We start from the raw sequence: 16,064 nt of genomic DNA on the forward strand, positions 1-16,064 counted from the left end.
GCCTCTCGCTATACGGTTACGGCCCAAACGAAAAGGGCGGCCCGACACCGAACCGCCCCAAATCGACCGCGACTGGCCGCAAACGGGAACTTTTTCGGCTCCCGCGCGTGCCAGGAACGATTAGCGCTTCGAGAACTGGAAGCTGCGGCGGGCCTTCGCCTTGCCGTACTTCTTGCGCTCGACGGCGCGGCTGTCGCGGGTCAGGAACCCGGCGGCCTTGACCGGCGCACGCAGGACCGGCTCGTAACGGGTCAGCGCCTGGCTGATGCCATGCTTGACCGCGCCGGCCTGACCCGACAGGCCGCCGCCCTTGACGGTGCAGATCACGTCATACGCACCGGTGCGGTCGGCAACGCCGAACGGCTGGTTGATGACGAGACGCAGCGTCGGACGTGCGAAATACACTTCCTGGTCACGACCGTTGATCGTGATCTTACCCGAACCCGGCTTCAGCCAGACGCGCGCAACGGCGTCCTTGCGGCGGCCGGTGGCATAGGCGCGACCGTACTGGTCGATTTCCTGCGCGCGCAGCGGCATGGTCGGGCGCGGTGCTTCGACCGGAGCGGCGGGCGCTTCGGCGCCGTCGGCTTGCGGAGCCGACGCCTGCGGCGCGGCATCGGCCGGCGCCTGCTGACCGGTCAGGTTCGCGAGGTCGGAAAGGGACTGGCGGTTGTCGGACATTATGCGCCCACCTTGTTCTTGCGGTTCATGCTCGCGATGTCGAGAACCTGCGGGTTCTGCGCTTCATGCGGATGCTCGGCACCCTTGAAGATGCGCAGGTTGCGCATCTGCTCGCGACCCAGCGGCCCGCGCGGGATCATCCGCTCGACGGCCTTTTCTAGGACGCGCTCGGGGAATCGACCTTCGAGGACCTTCTCGGCGGTGACCGCCTTGATGCCGCCGGCGTAGCCGGTGTGCTTGTAATAGGTCTTCGTCTTCGCCTTGTTCGAGGTGAAGCGGATCTTGTCGGCATTGATGACGACGACGTTGTCACCGCAATCGACGTGCGGGGTGAACGACGTCTTGTGCTTGCCGCGCAGCACGTTGGCGATGATCGACGCAGCGCGACCGACCACCAGGCCGTCGGCATCGACGATATGCCACTTCTTCTCCACCTCGTGCGGCTTAACCGACTTGGTGGTCTTCATGAGCGCCTTCATGGGCGTTTGACCTTTCGGAAGTTTAACGCGTCCACCCCGAACCGGAGCGGTGCGAACGCCGGGCAAATGCCGAAGGACCGGCGGAAAGTCAAGCAAAGTGCGGCTTTGCTGACGGGTATTATGATACCTTATGGCATTCGCTGGCTGATGCGCGTGGTGGCGGTGGAGGTGGCCGACCCGCTTTCGATGCGCACGACGGTCTGCTGGGTCAGGATCATGGCCGTGCGCGCATCGACGCGGCGCAGGATCGTGCTGGTGCGCCGGCCGCTGGCCTGTCCACCGCGCGCCACGATGTCGCCCGACAGGCGCTGTTCCTCGATCAGCGCGTTGCCCTCGGCATGGATGCGTTCGGTGCCGGTCACGTCCGATCCGCCGTCGAACGGCGGCGTTCCCCGCTGGCGGATATCACGCTGCGGGATGACGCCGCGGCGGACGACGTCGGGGGCGAGCAGGGTCGACAGCATCGACCCGAGCATCGCGACCTGCTGCCGCTCTGGCAGTAGCCGCAACGGGGCGGTCAGCTTCTGCAGCATCGCTGCCCGCGCCGGATCGGTGCCGCCCTGCGCGGTCACGGCATCGATCAGTTTCGCCCACAGCGCGGCGCGGTCGACCACCCCGACCACTTCGCCACGATCCGACAGCTGGTAGGTGATGGGCTGTCCGCGCAGCCCGGCAAAGGCGCGCTCGAACATCGCACCGGGACCATCGGACAGGCCGCCCGCGACCGAATCGATGGTCAGCTCGGCGGTCAGGCCATCGGGGGTGCGGTGAAACCGGACGGTGCGATCGGTGGCATAGCGGCGGACCACGCCCGCTTCGTCGCGTTCCTGTTCGATATGGTAGCGATAGGCGGTGTCGAGCGCCGGCGCGAAGCCGGTCGCCGCCGCCGCTTCGACGGCGGGCGCGGGCGGGAGGAGCGGCATCAGCGTCGGCCGGTGGCGTGCGCGCCCCAGGTCGCCGCGATCACCAGCAGTGCACCGACCAGCTGGTGCAGCGCCGCCACCTCGATCCGCACGCCGCTCATCACCGTGCTGATGCCGAGCAGGATCTGCACGCCGAAGGTGATGTGGATCGCGCGGGCGACCTTGGGGTGACCGGCACGCTTGGCGGCGCGGGCAAGCAGGATCAGCGCCCCGACCGCGGCCCATGCCCACCAGCGATGGATGAAGTGGACGACATAGGGATCGTTGACGATGGCATCGAGCGGCGCGCGGAGCGACCATTCGTCGGCGGGGAAGAAGTGCCTGTTCATCAGCGGCCATTGATCGGTCACCAGCCCGGCGTTCAGCCCGGCGACCCATGCACCGAACAGCAGCTGGACGAAGAGCACCACCAACGCCACCGCGCCGATCGCGGTCATCCGCGCCGGGCGGGCATAGCGATCCGCCGCCAGTTCACGCAGGTCGAGCGCAGTCCACACCGTGCCGGCGAGGATCAGCAACGCATTGAGCAGATGCACCGACAGGCGGATGTGCGACACATCAGTCCTGACCGACAGGCCCGACGCCACCATCCACCAGCCGATCGCCCCCTGCAATCCGCCCAGCGCCAGCACCGCCAGCAGCCGCCCCTTATAGCTGGTCGGGATCGCCCCCCGGACCCAGAACCACGCGAGTGGCACGGCAAAGGCGACGCCGACCAGCCGCGCGAGCAGCCGGTGGAAATATTCCCAGAAGAAGATGCCCTTGAACTGCGCCAGCGTCATGCCCTGGTTCAGCAGCTGGTATTCGGGGATTTTCCGGTAGTTGGCGAACTCCGCCTCCCACTGCGCGGCGTTCAAGGGGGGGAGCGTGCCCGACAGCGGCTTCCATTCGGTGATCGACAGCCCGGATTCGGTCAGCCGGGTGATCCCGCCGACCACCACCATCGCGACGACCAGCGTGGCGACCCACCAGAGCCAGCGGGCGACAGCGCCGGGGCGGGCGCGCGAAGGAAGGGGCGGGGCGAGCATCGCCGGTGTCTAGCGCGGCGGCGGCGGCCAAGAAAGAGGGTGCATGTGGCTTTACCGCCGGCCGCACGCCTGTACGATGGTGCAATGCGAAATGCGTTTCCGTGACGATCGAGGCCTTGGTCGCCCGCTATGGGCTGGGTGCGCTGTTGCTGGGCGCCGGTATCGAGGGCGAGACGGTCGTGGTCCTGGGCGGGATCATGGTCCAGCGCGGGGCGCTGCCCTATGTCGGTGCGATCCTTGCCGCCGCGATCGGGTCGTTCATCGCCGACCAGCTGTTCTTCGCGGCCGGGCGGCGGTTTCGCGACCATCCGCGCGTCCGGCGCTGGAGCGCCAAGCCGGCCTTCGCCCGCGCGCTCGCCGCGTTCGAGCGGCGCCCGACGCTGTTCGTCTTCGCCTTCCGCTTCCTCTACGGGCTGCGCACGGTCAGCCCGGTGGCGATCGGCACCACGCAGCTGCCGCTGGCGCGGTTCGTGGTGCTGAACGGCGCGGCGGCGTTGCTGTGGGCGACGATCTTCGTGTCGATCGGCTATTGGTTCGGGCACGGCCTGAGCGAAGTGATCGGGCGCTGGCTGCCGTCGTGGCAGGTGCTGGCGGGCGGGGCGGCGGTGCTTGCGGTGCTGGGCGGTGTTACGTGGTGGGTAAAGCGGCGGACCTAGCGCGCCCCCGGCAAGGGCAGGCGCCTATTCGCCCTTGCGGCCCAGCTTCTCGACCCGCGCGATCACCTCTTCGCACACTGCCGGCGACACGAACTTGGCGATCGAGCCGCCATACATCGCGATTTCCTTGACCAGCCGCGACGCGATCGGTTGCAGCGATACGTCGGCCATCAGGAAGACCGTTTCGATCCGGTCGTTCAGCTGCTGGTTCATGCCCGCCATCTGGTATTCATATTCGAAATCGGCCACCGCGCGCAGGCCGCGCACGATGACGCTCGCCCCCTGCCGCTCGGCAAAGGTCATCAGCAGCGCGTCGAACGCCACGACCTGAATATCGCCCCCGACATCCGCCACCTCGCGCTCGACCATCGCCAGCCGCTCGTCGAGCGTGAACATCGGCGACTTGGACGGATTGGTCGTGACCCCGATCACCAGCCGGTCGACCAGCTTCGCCCCGCGCCGGATGATATCCATATGCCCGCGCGTGATCGGATCGAACGTGCCGGGATAGACGCCGATCCTCACCGGTCGCGCTCCAGCACGTAACGGGCGATGGCGCGCAGCAGGTCGGCTTCGGGACCGAAGTCGCGCAGATGCTCGATCGACTGGTCGACCAGCAACCGCGCCTGTTCGCGTGCACGGTCGAGGCCGAGCAGCGAGAGGAAGGTTTCCTTGCCCGCCTCGCCATCCTTGCGCAGTGCCTTGCCGACCGCCGCCTCGTCGCCCTCGACGTCGAGGATGTCGTCGGCGATCTGGAAGGCAAGGCCGATATCACGGGCATAGCCGCGCAGCGAGGTGCGCTGATCGGCGGAAATGCGGCCAAGGATCGCGCCGGCCTCGACCGAGCAGGCGATCAGCGCGCCGGTCTTCATCGCCTGCAACCGGGTGACGGTGTTCAGGTCGAAGCTGGTGCCCTCCGCTTCAAGGTCCATCGCCTGTCCGCCCGCCATGCCCGATGGGCCGGAGGCGTGGGCGAGGTCGGCGATTAGTTCGATGCGGACATGCGGGTCGGGATGGGTCGCTTCATGCGCCAGGATTTCGAACGCCAGCGCGTGGAGACAGTCACCCGCCAGGATCGCGGTCGCTTCGTCGAATGCTTTGTGCACCGTGGGCTTGCCGCGCCGCATGTCGTCATCGTCCATCGCGGGCAGGTCGTCATGGACCAGGCTGTAGACATGGATGCATTCGATCGCGAGCGAGGCACGGGCGGCGCGCACCCGTTCGACATTGAACAGCCGGGCGGTGGCGAACACCAGCAACGGGCGCAGGCGCTTGCCCCCGCCGATCGCGGCATGGCGCATCGCGCGGTACAGGTTCGCACGCGGATCGCCGGGAACGGGCAGCAGCGCGTCGAACTGGCGATCCATCTCCGCCGAGATTTCGCGAAGGGCGGCGTTCAGCGACACCGGCGGCGCGACGGTCGCCATTATTGGGCGTCGAACGGCTGGGTGGTGGCGCGCCCTTCGGCATCAACCCGGATCGCCTCGATCCGGGCCTGCGCAGCATCGAGCCGCGCGGCACATTGCGCACGCAGCAGGTCACCGCGGGCATAGAGGTCGATCGCGGTCTGGAGGTCTTCCTGACCCGTTTCCAGCCGGCTGACGATGGTTTCGAGCTCGCGCAGCGCGTCTTCGAAGGACAGGGTGGAAACATCGCGTTCGTCGGACATGGGCGATGCTATGGGGCAGGGGAGGTCGGGTTGGCAACCGGGGTGTGCGGGGTTCGAAGCAAATCGGCCCTGACCGCCGTCACGTGCGTTTCAATCGTCAGAATACCTTGGTTCAGATTTGATGGCCGGTAATCCGTATCCCGTGTCGTGTCCGACTGAGCGGCAGCTGCTTGCCGGTCGCTTCCAACGCAGACCATGCAGCGTCAAGATCCTGAGTCTCACGCGTTGCCGGCATTTCCCGAGACGCAGCGGGAAGGAAAATGGAAGGCACTTCGATCCACTCGATCCCGACCAGCGGGAAAGGTCCAAATTCAAGACTGTCTACAAAGGCATGAGGCGCATCGAGCCATGGCAAGCCCATGGGTTTCGCGTGGTCGTTCCCGATGAACTTGACGTCGATCCGCGACAGCGCCGGACGCACATTTGCCAATGCCTCGAAAACTGCACGCCACTTGCTGTTGGACATCAGCGATGCGGTATAATCGCGTCGTGCGGCTTTCCGATCGCTACGAAGTTCTTCGGAAAGATCATTGGTCATCGATAGCGAATTCTACATCGTCTCAAGCTGGTCGCAACTCGGTATTCGGCGCTGCGTGAGGCTGTGGCGAGGGTCGATCGAGATACGCTTTGATCATATTCCACGCCGGCTGTTTCGCCGCCGCGCCGACCGTGTGTAGCGGGCTGCTCGACGGCAGGGCCAGCGTCTCGATCCCGTGCACCAGCGTTCGCCCTGCCTTCGCCGCAGTACCGCCATTGAACGCCACCAGCCGCAAGGCGGGCAAGGTCGCGATAAGTGCCGCCACATCATTCGCGGTCGCATAGCGGATCGCCGCATCGCTACTGCCGGGCCGGGTCGCGCTCTGCACCACGTCCCACAGGCCGATACCCGCGGCCCGAAGCGCGGCCAGCCGGTCGGGATAATCCAGCGCAGGCAACTCTACCCCGACCACCGGCGACAGCAATCGCCAGAACTGGTTCTGCGGATGGGCATAATAGCGCCCCGCCGCGAGCGACGCATCGCCCGGCAGGCTGCCGAGGATCAGCACCCGTGTCGACAGGTCGACAACTGGCGGAAACGATGCCTTGCGGTTCATACCGCCTGGCCCGCCGCCCAGCCGCTCGACCATGCCCATTGGAAGTTATAGCCGCCGAGCCACCCGGTCACGTCGACCGCCTCGCCGATGACGTGCAGGCCGGGCAGGTGCTTGGCCGCCATCGTCTTCTGGTTGAGGCCATCGGTCGCGACGCCGCCGACGGTGACTTCCGCCTTGACGAAACCTTCGGTGCCGTTGGGGTGGAATTGCCAGCCGCTCAGCCGTTGTTCGATCGCCGCCAAGGTCGCGTCGCGTTGGTTGCCGAGTTCGCCGGGGCAGTCGAACTTGACCGCCAGCGCCTCAGCAAGCCGGTCGGGCAGCGCCGATCCGAGCGCGGAGCGCAGGCCGATGCGGGGTCGTGCGCGCTTCAGCTCGGTCAGCCAGCCGGGCGCGCGGTCGGGCACGAAATCGATCGTCACCGGCTCGCGGTGGCGCCAATAGGACGAGGCCTGCAGGATCGCGGGACCCGACAGGCCGCGATGGGTGAACAGCGCCGCCTCGCGGAACTTCGCCTTGCCCGCACCCGCCACGACTTCGGTCGCGACGCCCGACAATTCGCGGAACAGCGCGTCGTCGGGCGGCAGGGTGAGTGGCACCAGCGCCGGGCGCGGCTCGACCAGTTTCAGCCCGAACCGCTTGGCAAGGTCATAGGCGAAGCCGGTCGCACCGAGCTTCGGGATCGATGGCCCGCCGGTCGCGATCACCAGCGACGGCGCGGTCAGGATGCGGTCGCCATGGACGACGGTGAACAGGCCATCGGCATGGGTGACGTCGCGGATCGGCTGGCCCAGCGCGATCTCCGCCCCCGCCGCCTCGTCCAGCAGCATCGCCACGATCTGCCGCGCTGATCCGTCGCAGAACAGCTGGCCGAGCGTCTTTTCATGCCACGCGATGCCATGGCTATCGACCAGTGCGATGAAATCCTGCGCGGTGTAACGCCCCAGCGCCGAGCGGGCGAAATGCGGGTTGGCCGAGACATAGCGGTCCCAGCTCGCCCCGACATTGGTGAAGTTGCAGCGTCCGCCGCCGGAAATGACGATCTTGCGCCCCGGTTCGGGCGCGTGATCGACCGCGACCACGCGCTTGCCGCGCTGGGCGGCGATCCCGGCGCAGAACAACCCGGCGCCGCCCGCGCCGAGGATGATGACATCATGTTGGGCCATCCGCCGCCCTTCGCACGGGTGAGGGGCGGCGGAAAGGGGTCAGCCGCGCACCACCAGCTTCACCAGCTGCCCCGGCACCAGCCGCGCATCGCCTTCCATCCCGTTCAGTGTCAGGAACCGGTCCCGCTGGAAATCGGAGTAGGCCATCTGGCGGGCGAGCGAGTCGATCGTATCGCCAGCCTTCACCGTGACGATGCGGATGCGCTTGCCGGTGATCGCATTCGCTTCGGCCTGGGTCAGCGTGCCGAAGCTGTCGAGCATTGGTTCGAACGGCCCGATACCGCGCCCGGCGGGCGTGACGATCTGGAAATAATAGGTCGCCGAGGGGTAGCGATAGGCGACGATGGTGACGTCGACCGCCTGGTTGTTGGCATTGGCGCGCACCGTCGCGATCGCGGCGTCGGTGCCGTTGATCCGCGTCGTCTGCGGCTCGGGCGCGTTCTGTGCGCCGAGTGCCGCCAGCCGCTGTCGCACGACGCTGGCCGGGTCGCCCGCCGGTCCCATGCGGAACTCGGCCTGTCCGCCTTGCCCGGCGATCGTCACCGCGTCGGTGCCGTTCTGCAACGCATAGCCGCTGGGCGCGGTGAAGCGGACGCGCAGGCCGGGATGCTTGAAGGTCGACCCCTCGATGACCCCCTGCGCGGGATCGTCATCATAGCGCAGCCCGTCGAGCATCCGCAGATAGGTGGTGTCCTGCACCGGCTGGGTCGTGGCACCGCCGGCCTGCTGCGCCAGCGCCCGCGCGCGCTTTACCCGGTCGGCACCATTGGGGTGGGTGCTCATCCAGGTCGGCACGGCGTTGCCGCCACGGCCGCTGGTCTGCGCGGCCAGTGCCTGTGCATCGTTCAGTTGGACTAGCGCGTCGGCCATCCCCGACGGCGCATAGCCGGCGGCAGTGGCATAGCGTACGCCGAACTGGTCGGCCTGATATTCCTGGTTGCGGCTGTACGACAGGGTATAGAGTTGCGATCCCGCCCCGGCGATCCGCCCGACCAGATCGCTGCCGGTCACCGCGCCCAGCAACGCCGCGCCAATCGACCCGATGCTCGACCGGGTGTTGCGCGAATTGCTGTGCCGCGCGGCGACGTGGCCGACCTCATGCCCCATCACCGCCGCCAGCTCCGCCTCGCTGTTCATCAACGCCAGCAGCTGCCGGGTGATGTAGACATAGCCGCCGGGGATGGCGAAGGCGTTCTCGACCGGCGAATTGAGCAGGGCGACGGTAAAATCGCCGCTGGCATTCGACAGGCCGGATTGAAGCGCGACCTTCTTGCCGACCCGCTCGACATACGCCGACTGTGGCCCGGAATATTTGCCGCCATATTGCGCCAGCAGCTGCGGATTGGCCTGCGCGCCCTGGCTGCGGTCGCTTTGCGAAATGGCGCGCGTCTGAGCATGTGCCGGCGCGGCGATCGTCGCGGCGGTCAGCATCGCGGCGGTCCAAAGGCGTGTCGTCATCGTGGTGCGTCCCCGTTTTCCTCGATCGGAATACGTTGCGATACGACAACGGTTCCGTCGATTAGCTGAACAACTCGCCCTGTGCCCCGGCCGGCGGGCGGAACAGGTCGCAGCGCAGCCGGGGATGGCCGCCGTTCAGCCCGTGCCGACGACAGGCGATGGCGAAGCGGGTGGCGAGCAGCTGTCCCCACACGCCTTGCCCCCGCATCCGCGAATGGAACGCCGGATCGTTGTCGCGTCCGCCGCGCAGCGACTGGATGACCGCCATCACCTTCCCCGCGCGATCGGGGAAATGCGCCTCCAGCCACGCGCGAAACAAGGGGGCAACTTCATGGGGCAGGCGCACCGGCAGGAAATAGGCACCCTGCGCCCCGGCGGCGGCGGCCCGTTCGAGCAGTCGTTCGACCTCATGGTCGGTGATCGCCGGGATCACCGGAGAGATCGATACGAACACCGGCACCCCCGCCGCCGCCAGCCGCGCCACCGCCGCCAGCCGCTTTTCGGGATGCGGCGCGCGCGGCTCCAGCGTGCGGGCGATCATCGGATCCAGCGACGTGACCGACAGCGTGACGCTGACCAACCCCTTTGCCGCCATCGGTATCAGCAGGTCGAGGTCGCGCACCACCCGGTCGGACTTGGTGGTGATGGTCAGCGGATGGTTCGTCTCCGCCAGCACCGCGACGCACTCCCGCGTGATCCGCCAGTCGCATTCGATCGGTTGATAGGGGTCGGTGTTCGTCCCCATCGCGATCGGCTGCACGACATAGCCGGGCCTGGCCAGTTCGGCCCGTAGCAGGGCGGCGGCGTCGGGCTTGGCAAACAGCTTCGTCTCGAAATCCAGTCCCGGCGACAGGTCGTGATAGGCATGGGTCGGCCGCGCAAAGCAGTAGATGCAGCCATGCTCGCAGCCGCGATAGGGGTTGATGCTCCGGTCGAACGGGATGTCGGGCGAACGGTTGCGCGACAGGATCGTGCGCGGCCGTTCGATCGCGACGGTGGTGCGCAAGATCGGCTCGGCGCCATCGACCGTTGTCCGCCAGTCGAGCCAGTCGCCGTCCGATTCCTGCATCGGCAGCGCGAACCGCGTGCTGGTCGCGTTGATGGTTGCGCCACGGGCTGGACGAGCGGACATTGCATCAGCGTATCGAACCGCCTAGAACGAAGCAAGAACATGAGGGGGTGTGATATGGCACGGCTGAATTATCTAGAGCTTCCGGTCACGGCGACCGAACCTGCCAAGGCATTCTATACGGCGGTGATGGGGTGGCAATTCGCCGATTACGGCCCGGACTATGCCGCCACGACCAGCGGCGATACCGATCTGGGGCTGGATGCCGACACGTCGCTCACGACGCTGCTGCCGGTGATCGAGGTCGACGATCTGGAAGCAACGCTGGCCGCGGTCGAGGCGGCGGGCGGGGTGGTGGTCCAGCCGATCTTCGCGTTTCCCGGTGGCCGGCGCTTCCATTTCCGCGATCCCGACGGGCATGTGCTGGCGGCGATGGTCGCGGAATGACCTTGTCGGTTGCCTCGCTCCGGCGATAGGTTCCGGGCGGGATAGCAGGGGGAGGTTCGATGATCGGAGCGTTGATGGGGGCGGCGGCGGCACTGGCCGCGCCCGAGGGGAGTGTGCTCGACCTGCGCCAGCCCGGTAATGTCGTCACCGCGTTGCAGGCGGCGGGCTACAAGGCCGAATTGAAGATCAACAAGGCGGGCGAGCCGTACATCCTGAGCGCGACCAACGGCGAATCGTTCACCGTGGAATTCTATGGTTGTGAGGGACTGAAGAGCTGCAACTCGTTCCAGTTCGCATCGTGGTACAAGAAGGAACCGATCTTCACCGCTGCGGTCGCCAATGAATGGAATGCGACGAAGCGTTTCCTGAAAGTCGCGGTCGACAAGGATGGCGACATGCGCGAGTTTCTGGACGTGAGCGCGGTCGGCGGCATGACCCAGGCGTCCTTCACCGATCTGGTCGGCTGGTACACCGAGATGGACGGGAGTTTCGGCAATTTCCTGAAGGAAAAGCGCAACGCGGCCAAGGCAAAACCGGCGAAATAGCGGTGGCGGGCAGGGGGTTGGTGCGCGACGGCTCCGGCTTCCCCGCTGCCTACCGCTCCAGCAAGCGCGGCATCAACTCGACGAAGTTGCAGGGGCGGTGGCGGATGTCGAGCTGTTCGCGCAGGATGCCGTCCCACCCGTCCTTCACCGCGCCGGTCGATCCGGGCAGCGCAAAGATATAGGTGCCGCGCGCGACACAGGCGGTGGCGCGCGACTGGATGGTCGAGGTGCCGATCTTGGCATAGCTTTGCCAGCGGAACAGTTCGCCGAAACCGGGGATCAGCTTGCTTGCAACGCGTTCGACCGCTTCGGGGGTCACGTCGCGGCCGGTGACGCCGGTGCCGCCGGTCGTTATGACGCAATCGATGCCGTCATCGTCGATCCAGCCGTGCAGCCTCGCGACGATGACATCGATATCGTCGATCACGATCGCCCGGTCGGCCAGGATATGGCCGGCATTCTCCAGCCGGGCGACCAGCGTGTCGCCGGAACGATCCTCCGCCAGCCCGCGCGTGTCGGATACCGTCAGCACCGCGATCCGGACCGGCACGAACGGCCGACTGTCGTCAATTGGCATCGGCCACCCGCGTCTGCGCGCCGTTTACACGGACGGCGGCGGCACCGGGCAGCCCCGGAAATTTCGGCCACATCCCCTGCGCCAGCGCGGCGCGGCTGGCCGACGGCTTGCCCGCCTGCTTTTCATACATCCAATAGTTGCGCAGCACCGTCATCACATAGCCGCGCGTTTCCCAATACGGGATCGATTCGATGTAGAGCAGCGGATCGCCGCCGTCCTTCAACTGCACGTTCCACGCCTCGACCGGGGTCGGCCCGGCATTATAGGCGGCGATGACCTTGGGCAGCAGGCCGCCGGTGAACGGCCGGTCGCGCAGCTGCTCGAGGTAGCTCTGCCCGACCGCCATATTCACCTGCGGCCGCGACAGCGCCGATTTTTCGAGGCTGAGGCCGTGCGCGCGCGCATAATCGGTCAGCGCACCGGGGCGGATCTGCATCAACCCGGTCGCGCCCGCCGGGCTGACCACGCCTGCATCGAAGCGCGATTCCTGTAAAGTGTGGGCAAACACCAGCGCCTTGTCGACGCGCCAGCCGCCATCGGGGGTCCAGTCGGGCGCGGGATAGCGCGCTTCGGCCAGCGGCCGTGCGCCCTGCGGCCCGTTATGCGATAACCACAGCTGCGTCGCGGGCAGGTTCAGCGACCCGCACAGCCGGGTCAGCGCGGCATAATCCCCCGCGCTGCCGATCCGCGCCTGATAGCGCAGCAGCTTGTCGGCCAGCGCACCTTCGCCGATTTCGGTAAGCGCGGCGGCAACCTTCACGTTCGACCGCCGCTCCAGCGCGCGCCAATCCTCGGTCACCGGTGCGCGGGCGCCGGCGTCGGCCCCTTCGACCAGGCCCAGTGCCTGCCGCGCGAGCAGCCCGTAATAGGTTTCGCCATATTGCGCAGCGGTCTGCAGCCGGGCCTGGACCAGATCGGGGCGGCCGCAGGCGATGTCGGCGCGGGTCGCCCAATACAGCCCCGCCGAGCGCAATTCGGTATCGCCGGCCCGCTGCGAAACGCTGGCAAAGGCGGCCTGCGCCCCGGCGCAATCCTGCTGGCGCCATGCGGCAAGACCCTGCGTCCAGTCGGCCTGTGCGGTCCAGTCGCCCTGGCCCTGCTGCGCGACGGCGGCGAGGCGGCGGGCATTGGCATCGTCGCCGGCCACGAAATAGATCCACGCGACCCGCCCGCGCATTTCGGTCAGCGCTTCGGGCGTCAGGTCGGCGGCACGGGTCGCGATCAGCGCTTCGGCGGCGGCACCGTCATCGGTCTTCACATAGGGCTTCATCGCGTCGAGCAGCTGCGCGGCGGCGGCATCGCTGCGCGCGGCCTTGGCCCGGACGCGCACCGGCGCGGCATCGAACCACACCAGCCGCTGCGGCGTCGGCAGTTCGGGGACGGCATCCGCCCCGCGCGTCTTCGCGAGCCGGGAGAGGTCGGGAGCGTGGGGCAGGTCGGGCGCTTCGTTCAGCAGCGCCAGCAGCTGCGGCAGCTCAACCTTGGGCGATCCCTTGGCGGTGTAGATCTCGGCGCGGGCGACGGCGTGGAGCGGCCCCGGCTTCATCGCGTCGAGCCGCAGCTGCGCATCGGCCCAGCGCTGCCCACGGATCGCGGCAAAGACCTGGGTATAGGCGTCGCGATCCTCGGGCGACAATTGCGGGGGGATGCGCGCTTCGGCAACGGAGATGGCCGTGCCGTGCGTCGGCGAATCATCGGCATGGGCAACGGTGGGAAGGGCGGGCAATAGCAGCGCCGCGAACACGAGTGGGTTGAGTTTCACGCGGTCGGTTCCCTGATAAGCAACTGCAGGTGCCGCCATGTTTCCGCCTTGGCCAAAGGCCGCTCCAACAGGAAGCGCGGGTGGAACGTGGCGATCGTGGGACAGGCTATGCCGCCGTGGTTAAGAGTGCGTAAACCACCGCGCTGCCCGTCGGGGCCAAGCAGGGCGCGGCACGGTTCCGCGCCGAACAGCAGCAATTTCTGTGGTGCGACCAGCGTGACGAGGCGGCGGGCCAGCGCCTCCAACGGTTCCTGCGCATCGGCGGGCAGGCGACCGGTCAGCGGGCGGGCATGGGCGACGCCGGCGATGACGACGCTTCCGCGCACCTCGCCGATCGCGGCCAGCATCCGGTCGAGCAAGACGCCGACCGGGCCGGTCATCCAGCCGCTGTCGCCCGAATCATCGGCTTCGGGCAGGTCGGTCAGGATCATCAGCGACGGATTTTTTTGTGGGGACACTGGCACGCGCGCGGCGTTCCATCCGGCTTCCGGCGCGGCATCGCCCATCCGCCACGCGGCAAAGGCGTCGAGCGTGTCGGGCACCAGTGCGGCGGCGGGCGCAGACGTTACGGCAAGCGGGCGGGCGGCGGGCGCGGGGGTCGCGAACCAGTCGCGCAGCTCGTCCTCGACCAGCGTGTCGACACCGGCGTCGTTCCACCATTCCAGCGCGCTTGCCGCCGCTTCGTGCCACTGAATATGCTGGTCCGCCCCCATGCCGCCGGTTAGGCACCGCCTTGACCTCCCCGTCAATCTGCCCAAATCGTTCGCAAGGACAAGGCGAGGCAACCGCGCGACGACACGGGACGGTGGCCCCAAGAGGATGAGAAGATGAGCGAACGGGAATCGATGCCCTATGACGTCGTGATCGTCGGTGCGGGGCCTGCCGGTCTGTCCGCTGCGATTCGGCTGAAGCAGATGGCGGGCGAAGCGGGCGAGGAACTGGCCGTCTGCGTGCTGGAAAAGGGGTCGGAGGTCGGCGCCCATATCCTGTCGGGCGCGGTGTTCGATCCGCGCGCGATGGACGAGCTGCTGCCCGAATGGCGGACCATGGGCTGCCCGATGGCCGAGGTGCCGGTGACGGAGAACCATCACTGGCTGCTGTCCGAGTCCGGCAGCAGCGAGGTGTCGCACCGCATCCTGCCGCCGTTCATGCAGAACAAGGGCACCTATACCGGCTCGCTCGGCAATATGTGCCGCTGGCTGGCGGAACAGGCCGAGGGGCTGGGCGTCGAGATCTTCCCCGGCTTCGCGGCGGCCGAAATCCTGTATCATGACGACGGGTCGGTAAAGGGCGTTGCGACCGGCGACATGGGTATCGCCCGCGACGGCACGCGCAAGCCCGACTGGCAGCCGGGTCTCGAACTCCACGCCAAATACACCTTCTTCGCCGAGGGCGTGCGCGGGCATCTGTCGAAGCAGATCATCCGTACCTTCGATCTGGCGAAGGACAGCCAGCTGCAGGTCTATGGCCTCGGCATCAAGGAATTGTGGGACATTCCGGCGGAAAACCACGTCCCCGGCCGGGTGATCCATACGCAGGGCTGGCCGCTGAGCGAAACGCGCGGGTCGAACGGCGGCGGGTTCCTGTATCATCAGGCGAACGGGCAGGTGGCGCTGGGCTTCGTCACCTGGCTCAACTATTCCAACCCCTATCTCTCCCCGTTCCAGGAGATGCAGCGGTGGAAGACGCATCCGGCGATCGCAGCGATCCTTAAGGGCGGCAAGCGCGTGTCCTACGGCGCGCGCGCGATCAACGATGGCGGGTGGCAGTCGGTGCCGAAACTGACCTTCCCTGGTGGGGTGCTGGTCGGCTGTTCGGCGGGCTTCCTGAACGTGCCCCGGATCAAGGGCATCCACACCGCGATGAAGTCGGGCATGATGGCTGCCGAGGCCGCCTATACCGCCGTGCGCGACGGCCGTTCGGGCGATGAGCTCACCGCCTACACCGCCGCCTATGAAGCGAGCTGGGTCTATGAGGAGCTGCGGACGGTGCGCAACGTCGTGCCGCTGGTAAAGAAATATGGCGATTTCGTCGGGTCGGGCATCGCCAATGCGACGATGTGGGCGGAACATTGGGGCATCCGCATGCCCTTCACGCTCGGCCACCACCCCGATCACGAAAGCCTGTGGCGCAAGGACCAGGTAAAGCCGATCGCCTATCCCAAGCCCGATGGCGTGCTGAGCTTCGACCGGCTGTCGTCGGTATTCCTGTCGAACACCAACCACGAGGAGGACCAGCCGGTCCACCTGACGTTGAAGGACCCCGACGTGCCGGTCGCCTACGACCTGCCGCTCTATGACGAACCCGCGCAACGATACTGTCCGGCGGGCGTATATGAAATCGTGGGGGCAGAGACCGACGCGCCGAAGTTCGTCATCAACGCGCAGAACTGCGTCCACTGCAAGACATGCGACATCAAGGACCCGACGCAGAACATCAACTGGGTCGTGCCGGAAGGCGGCGGAGGACCGAATTATCCGAACATGTAGCCTCGGACTGATCGTCGCGACGCT

The 16,064-nt window shown here is 67.2% G+C and carries 19 protein-coding genes; 4 read left to right on the forward strand and 15 right to left on the reverse strand.

Annotation, left to right across the window (positions count from 1 at the left end; genetic code table 11):
- Positions 1–120 precede the first annotated feature (120 nt).
- From rpsI to ASE67_RS00285, 4 genes are all read right to left on the reverse strand, one after another.
- Positions 121–681 (reverse strand): 30S ribosomal protein S9, encoded by a 561-nt coding sequence (gene rpsI / locus ASE67_RS00270; RefSeq protein ID WP_082456864.1) that lies wholly within the window; start codon positions 679–681, stop codon positions 121–123.
- A complete protein-coding gene (rplM, locus tag ASE67_RS00275) occupies positions 681–1,160 on the reverse strand; it encodes a 50S ribosomal protein L13 (protein WP_082456865.1) in 480 nt (159 codons plus the stop codon). The genes rpsI and rplM overlap by 1 nt, the downstream gene beginning before the upstream one ends.
- Before the next feature lie 128 nt (positions 1,161–1,288).
- Entirely contained in the window at positions 1,289–2,083 is a 795-nt protein-coding gene (locus ASE67_RS00280) for a hypothetical protein (RefSeq protein WP_055755710.1), read from the reverse strand.
- Positions 2,083–3,111, reverse strand: a complete 1,029-nt coding sequence (locus ASE67_RS00285) for a COX15/CtaA family protein (RefSeq protein ID WP_055755712.1) — start codon at positions 3,109–3,111, stop codon at positions 2,083–2,085. The genes ASE67_RS00280 and ASE67_RS00285 overlap by 1 nt, the downstream gene beginning before the upstream one ends.
- Positions 3,112–3,212: 101 nt before the next feature.
- On the opposite strand from ASE67_RS00285, the gene ASE67_RS00290 reads away from it, so the two are divergent.
- Positions 3,213–3,767, forward strand: a complete 555-nt coding sequence (locus ASE67_RS00290) for a DedA family protein (protein WP_055755714.1) — start codon at positions 3,213–3,215, stop codon at positions 3,765–3,767.
- 24 nt (positions 3,768–3,791) lie between these two features.
- Here ASE67_RS00290 and coaD read toward each other — a convergent pair whose 3' ends face one another.
- The 8 genes from coaD to ASE67_RS00325 all read right to left on the reverse strand — a co-directional run bounded on the left by coaD (position 3,792) and on the right by ASE67_RS00325 (position 10,283).
- Positions 3,792–4,292 (reverse strand): pantetheine-phosphate adenylyltransferase, encoded by a 501-nt coding sequence (gene coaD / locus ASE67_RS00295; protein ID WP_082456866.1) that lies wholly within the window; start codon positions 4,290–4,292, stop codon positions 3,792–3,794.
- The gene (locus ASE67_RS00300; RefSeq protein WP_055755716.1) at positions 4,289–5,194 is read right to left on the reverse strand and encodes a polyprenyl synthetase family protein; all 906 of its coding nucleotides are present in this window, start codon (positions 5,192–5,194) and stop codon (positions 4,289–4,291) included. The genes coaD and ASE67_RS00300 overlap by 4 nt, the downstream gene beginning before the upstream one ends.
- Positions 5,194–5,436, reverse strand: a complete 243-nt coding sequence (locus ASE67_RS00305; protein WP_055755721.1) for an exodeoxyribonuclease VII small subunit — start codon at positions 5,434–5,436, stop codon at positions 5,194–5,196. The genes ASE67_RS00300 and ASE67_RS00305 overlap by 1 nt, the downstream gene beginning before the upstream one ends.
- A 112-nt stretch (positions 5,437–5,548) precedes the next feature.
- A complete protein-coding gene (locus ASE67_RS17985; RefSeq protein WP_156348441.1) occupies positions 5,549–5,974 on the reverse strand; it encodes a DUF6678 family protein in 426 nt (141 codons plus the stop codon).
- A 22-nt stretch (positions 5,975–5,996) separates the two neighbouring features.
- Entirely contained in the window at positions 5,997–6,563 is a 567-nt protein-coding gene (locus ASE67_RS00310) for a DNA-deoxyinosine glycosylase (protein WP_235511730.1), read from the reverse strand.
- On the reverse strand, positions 6,527–7,693 hold the full coding sequence (locus tag ASE67_RS00315; RefSeq protein ID WP_055755723.1) for an NAD(P)/FAD-dependent oxidoreductase: 1,167 nt from the start codon (positions 7,691–7,693) through the stop codon (positions 6,527–6,529). Before ASE67_RS00315 ends, ASE67_RS00310 begins: the two co-directional genes overlap by 37 nt.
- Positions 7,694–7,732: 39 nt before the next feature.
- Entirely contained in the window at positions 7,733–9,151 is a 1,419-nt protein-coding gene (locus ASE67_RS00320) for a M48 family metalloprotease (protein WP_055755725.1), read from the reverse strand.
- 61 nt (positions 9,152–9,212) lie between these two features.
- Complete coding sequence (locus ASE67_RS00325) at positions 9,213–10,283, reverse strand: PA0069 family radical SAM protein (RefSeq protein WP_055755727.1); 1,071 nt, start codon at positions 10,281–10,283, stop codon at positions 9,213–9,215.
- Between the two features lie 54 nt (positions 10,284–10,337).
- Here ASE67_RS00325 and ASE67_RS00330 point away from each other — a divergent pair, with 54 nt between their 5' ends.
- Together ASE67_RS00330 and ASE67_RS00335 are read left to right on the forward strand one after the other, a co-directional pair.
- Positions 10,338–10,667: a VOC family protein gene (locus ASE67_RS00330; RefSeq protein ID WP_055755730.1), complete on the forward strand. Its 330-nt coding sequence runs from the start codon at positions 10,338–10,340 to the stop codon at positions 10,665–10,667.
- 59 nt (positions 10,668–10,726) lie between these two features.
- Positions 10,727–11,212 carry a YbjN domain-containing protein gene (locus ASE67_RS00335; protein ID WP_055755732.1) on the forward strand — a complete coding sequence of 162 codons (486 nt, stop codon included), beginning with the start codon at positions 10,727–10,729 and terminating at the stop codon, positions 11,210–11,212.
- Between the two features lie 49 nt (positions 11,213–11,261).
- On the opposite strand, the gene moaB is transcribed toward ASE67_RS00335, so the two are convergent.
- The 3 genes from moaB to ASE67_RS00350 are packed head-to-tail and all read right to left on the reverse strand — an operon-like array spanning position 11,262 to position 14,264.
- Positions 11,262–11,789: a molybdenum cofactor biosynthesis protein B gene (moaB, locus tag ASE67_RS00340; RefSeq protein WP_055755734.1), complete on the reverse strand. Its 528-nt coding sequence runs from the start codon at positions 11,787–11,789 to the stop codon at positions 11,262–11,264.
- The gene (locus ASE67_RS00345; RefSeq protein WP_055755736.1) at positions 11,779–13,551 is read right to left on the reverse strand and encodes a lytic transglycosylase domain-containing protein; all 1,773 of its coding nucleotides are present in this window, start codon (positions 13,549–13,551) and stop codon (positions 11,779–11,781) included. Before ASE67_RS00345 ends, moaB begins: the two co-directional genes overlap by 11 nt.
- On the reverse strand, positions 13,548–14,264 hold the full coding sequence (locus tag ASE67_RS00350; RefSeq protein WP_055755738.1) for a uracil-DNA glycosylase family protein: 717 nt from the start codon (positions 14,262–14,264) through the stop codon (positions 13,548–13,550). The genes ASE67_RS00345 and ASE67_RS00350 overlap by 4 nt, the downstream gene beginning before the upstream one ends.
- A 114-nt stretch (positions 14,265–14,378) precedes the next feature.
- Here ASE67_RS00350 and ASE67_RS00355 point away from each other — a divergent pair, with 114 nt between their 5' ends.
- Positions 14,379–16,040 carry an electron transfer flavoprotein-ubiquinone oxidoreductase gene (locus tag ASE67_RS00355; RefSeq protein WP_055755740.1) on the forward strand — a complete coding sequence of 554 codons (1,662 nt, stop codon included), beginning with the start codon at positions 14,379–14,381 and terminating at the stop codon, positions 16,038–16,040.
- Positions 16,041–16,064: the final 24 nt, after the last annotated feature.

Source organism: Sphingomonas sp. Leaf23, from assembly GCF_001421585.1.
In the GTDB taxonomy this organism is placed as follows: domain Bacteria; phylum Pseudomonadota; class Alphaproteobacteria; order Sphingomonadales; family Sphingomonadaceae; genus Sphingomonas.